This window comes from Agrococcus sp. GCM10030265 (assembly GCF_042666675.1).
GTDB lineage: Bacteria > Actinomycetota > Actinomycetes > Actinomycetales > Microbacteriaceae > Agrococcus.
Genome location: NZ_JBHTCZ010000004.1, coordinates 537,370 through 547,736, shown reverse-complemented (window position 1 = coordinate 547,736; position 10,367 = coordinate 537,370). Strand labels below are relative to the sequence as shown.

The 10,367-nt window shown below is 73.0% G+C and carries 10 protein-coding genes; 2 read left to right on the top strand and 8 right to left on the bottom strand.

Features of this window, described 5'->3' with window-relative positions; translation table 11 throughout:
• Positions 1–447 precede the first annotated feature (447 nt).
• Complete coding sequence (gene tyrS / locus ACFQPP_RS14345; protein WP_376917328.1) at positions 448–1,782, bottom strand: tyrosine--tRNA ligase; 1,335 nt, start codon at positions 1,780–1,782, stop codon at positions 448–450.
• Positions 1,783–1,875: 93 nt separating this feature from the next.
• On the opposite strand from tyrS, the gene ACFQPP_RS14340 reads away from it, so the two are divergent.
• Together ACFQPP_RS14340 and ACFQPP_RS14335 are read left to right on the top strand one after the other, a co-directional pair.
• The gene (locus ACFQPP_RS14340) at positions 1,876–2,475 is read left to right on the top strand and encodes a DNA-binding protein (protein WP_376917327.1); all 600 of its coding nucleotides are present in this window, start codon (positions 1,876–1,878) and stop codon (positions 2,473–2,475) included.
• Entirely contained in the window at positions 2,468–2,983 is a 516-nt protein-coding gene (locus ACFQPP_RS14335; RefSeq protein ID WP_376917326.1) for a hypothetical protein, read from the top strand. Before ACFQPP_RS14340 ends, ACFQPP_RS14335 begins: the two co-directional genes overlap by 8 nt.
• A 57-nt stretch (positions 2,984–3,040) precedes the next feature.
• Here ACFQPP_RS14335 and argH read toward each other — a convergent pair whose 3' ends face one another.
• The 7 genes from argH to ACFQPP_RS14300 all read right to left on the bottom strand — a co-directional run bounded on the left by argH (position 3,041) and on the right by ACFQPP_RS14300 (position 10,343).
• Positions 3,041–4,444, bottom strand: a complete 1,404-nt coding sequence (gene argH / locus ACFQPP_RS14330) for an argininosuccinate lyase (RefSeq protein ID WP_376917325.1) — start codon at positions 4,442–4,444, stop codon at positions 3,041–3,043.
• A gap of 9 nt (positions 4,445–4,453) precedes the next feature.
• Positions 4,454–5,536 (bottom strand): heparan-alpha-glucosaminide N-acetyltransferase domain-containing protein, encoded by a 1,083-nt coding sequence (locus ACFQPP_RS14325; RefSeq protein WP_376917323.1) that lies wholly within the window; start codon positions 5,534–5,536, stop codon positions 4,454–4,456.
• A 68-nt stretch (positions 5,537–5,604) separates the two neighbouring features.
• Positions 5,605–6,528 (bottom strand): ornithine carbamoyltransferase, encoded by a 924-nt coding sequence (argF, locus tag ACFQPP_RS14320; RefSeq protein WP_376917322.1) that lies wholly within the window; start codon positions 6,526–6,528, stop codon positions 5,605–5,607.
• Entirely contained in the window at positions 6,525–7,436 is a 912-nt protein-coding gene (argB, locus tag ACFQPP_RS14315; protein WP_376917321.1) for an acetylglutamate kinase, read from the bottom strand. The genes argF and argB overlap by 4 nt, the downstream gene beginning before the upstream one ends.
• A gap of 8 nt (positions 7,437–7,444) precedes the next feature.
• The gene (gene argJ, locus ACFQPP_RS14310) at positions 7,445–8,602 is read right to left on the bottom strand and encodes a bifunctional glutamate N-acetyltransferase/amino-acid acetyltransferase ArgJ (RefSeq protein ID WP_376917320.1); all 1,158 of its coding nucleotides are present in this window, start codon (positions 8,600–8,602) and stop codon (positions 7,445–7,447) included.
• Entirely contained in the window at positions 8,599–9,642 is a 1,044-nt protein-coding gene (gene argC / locus ACFQPP_RS14305) for an N-acetyl-gamma-glutamyl-phosphate reductase (protein WP_376917319.1), read from the bottom strand. Before argC ends, argJ begins: the two co-directional genes overlap by 4 nt.
• Before the next feature lie 53 nt (positions 9,643–9,695).
• Positions 9,696–10,343 (bottom strand): SIMPL domain-containing protein, encoded by a 648-nt coding sequence (locus tag ACFQPP_RS14300; protein WP_376917318.1) that lies wholly within the window; start codon positions 10,341–10,343, stop codon positions 9,696–9,698.
• Positions 10,344–10,367 lie beyond the last annotated feature (24 nt).

Below are 10,367 nucleotides of genomic sequence, written 5' to 3'. Positions count from 1 at the left end.
CATTGTGCACGCTGTTGAGTTCTCAAGGATCGGGCGCTCTCGACCGCACCCCACCAAGGGGTTTGCATCGAGGCCCTGCCGTGCCACGCGACTCTCCGCGAGATGGCAACCTGTGAAGGCTAGCATCTCGATTCGATCCGGAGCAAGTCCGGCGCGTCGGCCCCCATCCGGCGAACCGGGTGGTACTGCGACGCGAGTCGAGTGGCTCTCCACGGTACGCACGGCGGCTGCGAGGCGCAAGACCTGCGTGCCGGCTTCTTCGTGGAGGTCGTCCCCGCTTGAGGCCCGATCCCTTCCGGGGCCGGCACCTTTGGGGTGACGAGTTAGAACCTTACGGCGTGCGCCCGGCCCTCCCCCAAATCGGAGCGATCCCGGGCGTGTCGCAGCGGATTCCCAGGAACGACGAAGGGGCCCCGCGCGATGCGGAGCCCCCTCGGTCGTGCTGCGTCAGCCGACGTCGACGCCGGCGAGCGTCTTCTTGCCTCGCCGCAGGATGGCGAACCGATCGTGCAGCAGCCTGCCCTCGAGCGTCGCACCCTCGTCGTCGATGCGCTCGTTGTTCACCGAGACGCCGCCCTGGGCGATCGCTCGTCGACCTTCCGAGAGCGAGTCGACGAGACCCGCCTCCTGCAGCAGGAGCAGCACAGGGGCGTCGGGCGTCGCCGTCACGGTCTCGAGCGACGCGATCGCCGCGGCGAGCGTGTCCGGCTCGAGCGCGGTCAGGTCGCCGGAGCCGAACAGCGCAGCCGAGGCATCCATCGCCTGCTGCGTCGTGTCGGCACCGTGGACGTAGGCCGTGACCTCGGCCGCGAGCACGCGCTGCGCCTCGCGACGGAAGGGGGCCTCGGCGACCGCCGTCTCGAGCTCGTCGATGCGCTCCCGGGTCAGGAACGTGAAGGACTTCAGCAGCTGCACGACGATCGCGTCGTCCTGGTTGAGCCAGAACTGGTACATCGCGTACGGGGTCGTGAGGTTGGCGTCGAGCCACACCGCGTTGCCCTCGCTCTTGCCGAACTTGCGGCCGTCGGCCTCGGTGATGAGCGGCGTGCCGATCGCGTGCACGTGCGCGCCCTCGGCCTTCCGGATGAGCTCGGTGCCCGCCGTGAGGTTGCCCCACTGGTCGGAGCCACCGGTCTGCAGCGTGCAGCCGTACGAGCGGAAGAGCTCGAGGTAGTCCATGCCCTGCAGCACCTGGTAGCTGAACTCGGCGTACGAGATGCCCTCGTCGGAGTCCATGCGCGCAGCCACGGCGTCCTTCTTCAGCATCGTGCCGACGCGGAAGTGCTTGCCGACGTCGCGCAGGAAGTCGACGGTCGAGAGCGGAGCCGTCCAGTCGAGGTTGTCGACGAGCCGCACGGGGTTGTCGCCATCGGCGACGAGGAACCGCGACACCTGCCCCTGCAGGTACGAGACCCACTCGGCGACGGTCTCGCGCGCGTTCAGCTGCCGCTCGCTCGTGGGCTTCGGGTCGCCGATGAGGCCCGTCGAGCCGCCGACGAGGCCCAGGGGGTGGTGCCCGGCGAGCTGCAGACGCCGCATGACGACGAGCTGCGCGAGGTTGCCCAGGTGCAGGCTCGGGGCGGTCGGGTCGAAGCCGCAGTAGAACGTGATGGGCTCGCCGCCGAGGGCGGTGCGCAGGGCATCCGCATCGGTCGAGACGTGCACGGAGCCGCGATACACGAGCTCGTCCCAGACGTTGTCGAACGTCGGATCGAGTCGGATTGGTGCTGCTTCCACGCCCTCCAGCGTAGCCACCGGGCGCGGATCGGCGGGCGTCGACATCAAGCCTCGAGGCTTGTCGCGGACGGATCAAGCCTGTAGCCTTGATGTCGACGGGAACAGTCCTGAGGCTGGAGGTGCCGAGTGGATGCCATCGTGCTCACGATCGACCGCCGCGGCTCGCGCACGCATGCCGACGACGTCGACGAGACCCGCGCGGCCCTCGAGCGACGATGGGGTCGCGCCCTGCGCTCCCCCATCGCACGCTTCGCGGGCGACGAGCTGCAGCTCGTCTCCACCGACCCCGTCGCGAGCGTGCGCATGGTGCTCGACCTCGCTCGCTCGCGCGACTGGAGCGTGGGCGTCGGCATCGGCGTCGCGACGCTGGCGAGCGACCCCGCCGCATCCACCGGCCCCGCGTTCTTCGCGGCCCGCCGCGCCGTCGATCGGGCGAAGCACGCACCGGGTCGCGTCGCCGTCGAGGTCGACGACGACGCGCTCGCGCTCGGCGCCGACGACCTCGAGGCCGTGCTCTGGCTGCTCGTCGCGCTGCGCGACCGACGCACGAAGGAGGGCTGGGAGGTCGCCGACCTGCTCGAGCGGCTCGCGACGCAGCGGGAGGTCGCCGACGAGCTCGGCATCTCGGCGAGCGCCGTCTCGGCACGTGCCGTCGCCGCCGGCATCCGGGTCGAGTCGGCGGGTGTCGCTACCGTCGAGGGCATGCTCGCAAGGCTCGTGGGAGGTCGGGATGCGTGACAGGACGACGATCGCGCTGCTGGGCTCGGCAGCCGTCGTCGGCACGCTCGCCGTCGGCGCCCTCGCGGTCGTCGGGCTCTCGATCACGATCGCCGAGCCGTGGATGCAGGTCGGCGTCGTGGCGCTGCTCGTCGCCGCCGGCACGGCTCACGGCGCCGCGGTCGTGCCCATCGTGTTCCGCATCGCCGATCCGCCGCGGTCACGACTCGACGCGCCCGGATCCGCCCCGCGTCCTCAGCCCGATCTCGCCCCGCCGACGAACTCCATGCGCGGCGGCACGATGATCGGGGTGCTCGAGCGCGCTGCGACCATCCTCTCGGTCGCGCTCGCAGAGCCCACGATCATCGCCGGCATCGTCGCGATCAAGGCCGTGGGCCGCTTCGCGGAGCTCGCCGGCGAGTCGGACGGCGCCGCAGCGCGCATGCGCGAGCGGTTCCTCGTCGGCTCGCTCGCGAGCCTCGGCGTCGCAGGGCTGTGGGGCGTCGCGGCGTGGGCGCTCGTGCGCTGACGCCGCGATCGCGAGCCCGCCGTCCCTCAGGCGGCCGAGGCTGCGGCCCGCCGCTCGTCAGGCGCGCAGCGCCGCCAGGCGCGCGCGCAACGTGTCGAGCTGCGTCGCGACCGCCGAGGGTGCCGTGCCACCGACGCCCGACCGGCTGGCGATGGCGCCGTCGACGTCGAGCACCGAGCGCACGCCGGCCGTGAGCCTGGGGTCGATCGCCGCGTAGTCGGCGTCGCTCGGCTCATGCAGCTCGATGCCGCGCTCCTCGCAGTGCTGCACGAGCGCGCCTGCGATCTCATGCGCCTCGCGGAACGGCACGCGCTCCCGCACGAGCCACTCGGCCACGTCGGTCGCGAGCGCGAAGCCCTCGGGCGCGAGCGAGCGCATCCGCTGCTCGTCGAACGTCAGCGTCGCGACGAGCCCGGCGAACGCGGGCAGCACGAGGTCGAGCTGGTCGACGATGTCGAAGATCGGCTCCTTGTCCTCCTGCAGGTCGCGGTTGTACGCGAGCGGCAGCGCCTTCAGCGTCGCCAGCAGGCCCGTCAGGTCGCCGAGGATGCGCCCCGCCTTGCCTCGCGCGAGCTCGGCCACGTCGGGGTTCTTCTTCTGCGGCATGATCGACGAGCCGGTCGAGAAGGCGTCGTGCAGTCGGACGAAGCCGAACTCGCGCGTCGACCAGAGGATGATCTCCTCCGACAGCCGCGAGACGTTCGTCGCGACGAGCGTGCCGATGAACGCGAGCTCGGCGACCACGTCGCGCGCGCTCGTCGCGTCGAGGGAGTTCTCGGTGGGGCCGGACAGGCCGAGCTCGCGGGCGACGAGCGCAGGGTCGAGGCCGAGCGACGACCCGGCGAGCGCCCCGGCGCCGTACGGCGACGCGCTGGCGCGCACCCGCCACTGCGCGAGGCGCTCGAGGTCGCGCACGAGCGGCCACGCATGCGCCAGCAGGTGATGCGAGAGCAGCACGGGCTGCGCGTGCTGCAGGTGGGTGCGGCCCGGCATCGGCGCGCTCGGATGCGCCTCGGCCTGCTCGACGAGGGCCGCGATCACGGCCAGGACGCCGCGCTCGATGCGCTCGGACGACTCGAGCATCCACATGCGCACGAGCGTGGCGATCTGGTCGTTGCGACTGCGCCCGGCGCGGATGCGGCCACCGAGGTCGGGGCCGGCGATGGCGATCAGGCCCCGCTCGAGGGCGCCGTGGACGTCCTCGTCGGACTCGGCCGCGACGAAGCGGCCGTCGGCGACCTGCGCCGCCAGCTCGTCGAGCGCCGAGCGCATGCCTGCCAGCTCGTCGTCGGTGAGATGGCCGGCGGCATGGAGCGCGGTCGCGTGCGCCTTCGAGCCGCGGATGTCGTGCTGCGCGAGCCGCCAGTCGAAGTGCGTCGAGCGCGACAGCGCCACGAGCTCCGGGCTCGGTCCGTCGGCGAAGCGCCCACCCCACAGCGATCCCTCGCGCGTTCCCACCATGCCTCGAGGCTATCGGCCCGCGCCGGCCCGGATCGACACGTCGCTCGCGGCCCGCGACGCCGCCGACAGCGCCCACTCGAGCGGCCCGCGAGGCAGCAGCGCGCGCCAGATCGTGCAGCCGATCGCGAGGCCGACCGACAGCCGCACCCACGACCACGGATCCGACGAGAGCCCGTCGACGAGCAGGAACGCCACGGCATGCGCGACGTACGCCGTGAGGCTCATCGAGCCGATCGCCGCGACCGGGAGGAGCACGAAGCGCGCCCACCGCTGCGCGAGCAGGCACAGCGCGATGACGACGAGCGCCACGCCCGTCGACCCGAGCAGGTCGAGGCTCGAGCCCGTGTGCCCCTCGGGGTCGAGCATGCCCGCGACCGCGAGGCCCACCTCGCCGCGCTGCCCCGATCGCAGCACGTCGAGCGAGGGCGCGTACGCGAGGGGCAGCAGGTTCGCGATCGCGATCGCCACGGCACCCGCGCCCAGGATCCCGAGCCGCACGCGCCATCGCTCGATCGGCGCACGGCCGACGGCCATGCCCACGAGCGCGTAGCCGAACCACGTGAGCGCCGGGTAGAAGCCCGTCACCGCCAGCTCGACGACGGCGCTGCGCTGCAGCTGCGCGGCGACGATGCCCTCCTCGAGCAGCAGCCGCACCGTCGGCATCAGCGCGATCCACCCCGACCCGATCGCCGCGAGGTGCCACCACCGCAGTCGCAGGAACGGCAGGCTCATCGCGAGCAGCAGCGCGTACGCCTCGAGGATCACGACGAGCTCGGTGCCGAGCGCGACCACGATGCCGCCGACGACGAAGAGCAGCGCCGCCCGCACGAGGATGCGCATGCGCGCCTGCAGCAGCGGCACGCCATCGGGGATGCGCGTGCGGCCCGCGACGATCGCGACGGCCACGCCCGCGAGCACGGCGAACGTCGCCGAGGCGTTGCCCCATGCGAGCTCGCTCCACGTCGCGGGCTCGAGCGCGCGGAGCTCCGGCGCGATGACGCCGGTGTGCACGGCGACCATGCCGAGCACCGCGAGCCCCCGAGCGAGGTCGAGCCCTGCGATGCGGCCCTCGTCGCCCACGAGGTCGCGCATGCGATGCACGACCCACGGTCGCGTCGCTCGGTGCGCGGGCGCCTCCGTCGCCGCCCGCGCATCCGCGATCATGCCTGCTCGAGCAGCCAGGTCAGGAGCGCCTTCTGGGCGTGCAGGCGGTTCTCCGCCTCGTCCCAGATGACGCTCTGCGGGCCGTCGATGACCTCCGCCTCGACCTCGAACCCACGATCGGCGGGCAGGCAGTGCAGGAAGATCGCGTCGCCCTTCGCCTTCCCCATGAGATCGCGGGTCACCCGGTAGCCGCCGAACGCCGCGATGCGCGCGGCCTTCTGCTCCTCGCGGCCCATCGACACCCACGTGTCCGTCACCACGACGTCCGCAGCGTCGACGGCCGCGGCCGGGTCGTGCAGCAGCGTGATCGAGCCGCCGGTCGTCGCGGCGATGCGCATGGCGTCGTCGACGACGTCCTGGCGCGGGCCGTAGGCGACGGGATGCGCGACGCGCAGGTGGATGCCCGCCGTCGCGCACGCGAGCAGGTACGACTGCAGCATGTTGTCGCCGCCGTCGCCCACGAACGCGACCGTGAGGCCCGCGAGCTCGCCCTTGTGCTCGCGGATCGTCAGCAGGTCGGCGAGCAGCTGGCACGGGTGGAAGTCGTCGCTCAGCGCGTTGACGACGGGCACGCGCGTGCCTGCCGCCATCTCCTCGAGGCCGGACTGCGCGTACGTGCGCCACGCGATGGCCGCGACCTGCCGCTCGAGGACGCGCGCCGTGTCGCTCGCGGTCTCCTTGCCGCCGAGCTGGCTCGACGCCGTCGAGATCACGAGCGGCACGCCACCGAGGTCGGCGATGCCCACCGCGAAGGACACGCGCGTGCGCGTCGACGACTTGTCGAAGATGACGGCGACCGTCTGGGGGCCGGCGAGCGGCTGCTCGCCGAAGCGGTCGGCCTTCATGCGCGCCGCGCGGTCGAGGACCGCCGACTGCTCCGCAGGGCTCAGATCGTCGTCGCGCAGGAGGTGGCGGGTCATGCGTGTCCTTCGGTGTCGGGGTGGACCTCCGTGCCGGAGCCGGAGTCGGTGAAGATCTCGAGCAGCACGGCGTGCGGCTCCCGCCCGTCGACGATGGCCGCCTTCGCGACGCCGCCCTCGACGGCGTCGAGGCAGGCCTGCATCTTCGGGATCATGCCGCTCGCGAGGCTCGGCACGAGCGTGCGCAGCTCGCCCACGCCGATCGACGACACGAGCGAGTCGGTGTCCGGCCAGTCGCGGTAGAGGCCCGCGACGTCGGTGAGCACGACGAGCTTCTCGGCGCGCAGCGCGATCGCGAGCGCGGCCGCGGCGGCGTCGGCGTTGACGTTGAGCGACTCCCCCGGCCGGTCGCGATCGGGCGCCACGGACGAGACGACGGGGATGACGTCGTCGTCGAGCAGGCGCTGCACGGCGCGCGGGTCGACGGCGACGACGTCGCCGACGTGGCCGAGGTCGACCTCCTCGCCGTCGACGAGCACGCCGCGGCGCACGGCCTGGAAGAGCCCGGCGTCCTCCCCCGACAGGCTCGCGGCATGCGGGCCGTGCTCGTTGACGAGCGAGACCAGCGTGCGCGACACCTCGCCGGTGAGCACCATGCGCACGACCTTCATCGCCTCCGCGCTCGTGACGCGGTAGCCGCCGACGAACTCGCTCGCGATGCCGTGCCGCTCGAGCTCGGCCGAGATCTGCGGCCCGCCGCCGTGCACGACGACCGGCTTGATGCCCACGTGGTGCAGGTAGACGACGTCCTGCGCGAACGAGCGCTGCAGCTGCTCGTTGACCATGGCGTTGCCGCCGTACTTGATGACCATCGTGGCGCCCCGGAAGCGCTGCAGCCACGGCAGCGACTCGATGAGGGTCGCGGCCTTCGCAGCGGGCGTGGCGTCCGGCATGTCGTGCGTCGTCATGCTGGCCCTCAGCTCGCGTAGGCGGAGTTCTCGTGCACGTAGTCGTGCGTGAGGTCGTTCGTGCGGATCGTGGCGGTCGCGTCGCCGACGCGCAGGTCGACGAGGATGCGCGTCGCGCGCGGCGCGAGGTCGACCTCCTCGCGCGGCCGGTCGGGCCCTCCCGCGTGGCAGACCCGCACGCCGTTGAACGACACGTCGACGTCGTAGGGGTCGAAGGCCGCGTCGGTCGTGCCGATCGCGGCGAGCACGCGACCCCAGTTGGGGTCCTCGCCGAAGATCGCGGCCTTGAAGAGGTTGTTGCGCGCGATGGAGCGGCCGACGACGACCGCGTCGTCCTCGCTCGCCGCGCCGACGACCTCGATCGCGATGTCGTGGCTCGCGCCCTCCGCGTCGCCCTGCAGGCGCGCGGCGAGATCGTCGCTCGCGGCCGTGACGGCGGCGGCGAGCTCCTCGGGCGTCGGCGCGACGCCCGACGCGCCGGAGGCGAGCAGCACGACGGTGTCGTTCGTCGACATGCAGCCATCGGAGTCGAGCCGGTCGAACGTGACGCGCGTCGCGGCGCGCAGCGCCGCATCGAGGGTCGCGGCATCGGCGACGGCATCCGTCGTGAGCACGACGAGCATCGTCGCGAGCCCCGGCGCCAGCATCCCCGCGCCCTTCGCCATGCCGCCGACGCGCCAGCCCTCCCGCTCGACGACGACCTGCTTCGCGACCGAGTCGGTCGTCATGATCGCGTGCGCGGCGTCGTCGCCGCCCGACTCGCTCAGCGCGGCGGCCGCATCCGTCATGCCCTGCAGCACGCCGGCGCGGAACGTCGCGTCGCCCACGCCGATGAGGCCCGTCGAGCAGACGACGACGTCCTGCGCGTCGACGCCGACGAGCTCGGCGACGCGCTCGGCGGTCTGATGCGTCGTCTGGAAGCCGAACGATCCCGTGAAGCAGTTCGCGCCCCCCGAGTTCAGCGCGACGGCACGCGCACGGCCGTCGGCGATGGCCCGCTCGCTCCAGAGGATGGGATTGGCCTTCGCTCGATTCGACGTGAACACGGCGGCGGCGGCGTCGAGCGGCCCGTCGTTGACGACGAGCGCGACGTCGCGCGCACCGCTCGACTTCAGCCCTGCGGCGACGCCCGCGGCGCGGAACCCCCGCGGCGCCGTGACGCTCACGGCGCGACCCCGTCGACGCCGAGGCCCAGGTGCTCGTCGAGGCCGAGCGCGATGTTCGCCGACTGGATCGCGGCACCCGCGGTGCCCTTGCCGAGGTTGTCGATGGCGCACACGACGACGACGCGGCCGGCGGCCTCGTCGACCGTCACGCCCATGACCGCCGCGTTCGAGCCGACGACGTCGCTCACGCGCGGCGTCTCGCCGTGCGGCAGCACGTGCACGAACCGCTCGTCGGCGTACGCCGAATGCCAGGCGGACAGCACCTCGTCGACCGTCGCGCCCGATGCGATGGGCGCCGTGACCGTCGCGAGGATGCCGCGCGCCATGGGCACGAGCACGGGGGTGAACGAGATGCGCACGTCGTCGGCGCCCGCCCAGCGCAGGTTCTGACGGATCTCGGGGATGTGGCGGTGCGTGCCGCCCACGGCGTAGGCCTGCGCGTTGCCCAGCAGCTCGGACGCGAGCAGGTTCGGCTTCAGCGCCCGGCCCGCACCGCTCGGCCCGACGGCCAGCACGGCGACGACGTCCGTCGCATCCACGAGCCCCGCCTGCACGCCCGGGGCGAGCGCGAGGGTCACGGCGGTCACGTTGCAGCCGGGCACCGCGATCCGTCGCACGCCGCGCAGGCTGCGGCGCTGCAGGCCGTCGCCCACCGGCAGCTCGGGCATGCCGTACGGCCACGATCCGCCCCATCCCTCGCCGTAGAACGCCTCCCAGTCGGCCTCGGATGCGAGGCGATGGTCGGCGCCGCAGTCGACGACGAGCACGTCGTCCGGCAGCTGCGCGGCGATGGCGGCGCTCTGGCCGTGCGGCAGCGCGAGGAAGACGACGTCGTGACCCAGCAGCTGCGCAGCCGTCGTCTCGACGAACGAGAGGCCCGCGAGCGAACGCAGATGCGGGTGGACGGCGAGGAGCGGCTGGCCGGCGTTCGAGTGCGCCGTGACGGTGGCGACCTCGAGCTCCGGATGCTGGGCGAGCAGACGGAGGAGCTCGCCACCGGCGTAGCCACTCGCGCCTGCCACGGCGACGGAGACAGACATGCCCTCCAGGCTACTCGGGCCGCGCGCCCTCGCGGGTCACGCTCGCACGCCCCTCATGCCTCGAGCTCGACGCGCACCTCGCTCGTGACCTCGATGTCGCTGCCCTGGAGGTCGAGCGACGGCTCCGGTGCCGCGGCACCCGCGCGCATCCCCGTCGCCATCGGGCGGGCCTTGAACGTGGGAGCCTCGGCGAGGCCCGCCTCCTGGATGCTCGCGATGCGCGGCGTCGCCAGGCCCGCGGCGGCCGCGAAGTCGGCCGCCTTGCGCTGCGCGTCGGCGATCGCATCCGCGCGCGCCGTGGATCCGAGCTCGTGCTCCGTCGCATCCGACAGCGACCACTGGATGCCGCCCACCTGATGCACGGGCATCGTCGCGACGGCGCCGATCCACGTGCCGAGCGCCTCGAAGTCGACGAACGTCACATGCACGCTCGCCGCGGCGTCGAACACGAGGTCGCGACGCTTGCCGTCGCCCACCCACTGCTCGTGGTGGCTCACCCAGACGCGGTCGGCGTGCCACCGCTCCGCCTGCCCACCCTCGACGAAGCCGCGCGCCTGCGCGGCGATCGTGGCGTGGGCCTCCGCGACGACGCGGATCGCCTCCTCGGGATGGGCGGCGCGGTGCTGCGTCGAGACGACGACGCTCGCGCGCTCCGCGGGCGCGCGCTGGATGCCGGTGCCGGACACGATGATCTGGGTCATGGCCCGGATGCTACCCGCGGCATC

What these genes read in the sequence shown, in the direction of transcription:
- argC (WP_376917319.1), bottom strand. Translation starts at nt 9,642, where the DNA reads ATGTCTGTCTCCGTCGCCGTGGCAGGCGCGAGTGGCTACGCCGGTGGC.
- argH (WP_376917325.1), bottom strand. Translation starts at nt 4,444, where the DNA reads ATGGTGGGAACGCGCGAGGGATCGCTGTGGGGTGGGCGCTTCGCCGAC.
- ACFQPP_RS14300 (WP_376917318.1), bottom strand. Translation starts at nt 10,343, where the DNA reads ATGACCCAGATCATCGTGTCCGGCACCGGCATCCAGCGCGCGCCCGCG.
- tyrS (WP_376917328.1), bottom strand. Translation starts at nt 1,782, where the DNA reads ATGTCGACGCCCGCCGATCCGCGCCCGGTGGCTACGCTGGAGGGCGTG.
- ACFQPP_RS14335 (WP_376917326.1), top strand. Translation starts at nt 2,468, where the DNA reads ATGCGTGACAGGACGACGATCGCGCTGCTGGGCTCGGCAGCCGTCGTC.
- argF (WP_376917322.1), bottom strand. Translation starts at nt 6,528, where the DNA reads ATGACCCGCCACCTCCTGCGCGACGACGATCTGAGCCCTGCGGAGCAG.
- ACFQPP_RS14325 (WP_376917323.1), bottom strand. Translation starts at nt 5,536, where the DNA reads ATGCGCGACCTCGTGGGCGACGAGGGCCGCATCGCAGGGCTCGACCTC.
- argB (WP_376917321.1), bottom strand. Translation starts at nt 7,436, where the DNA reads ATGACGACGCACGACATGCCGGACGCCACGCCCGCTGCGAAGGCCGCG.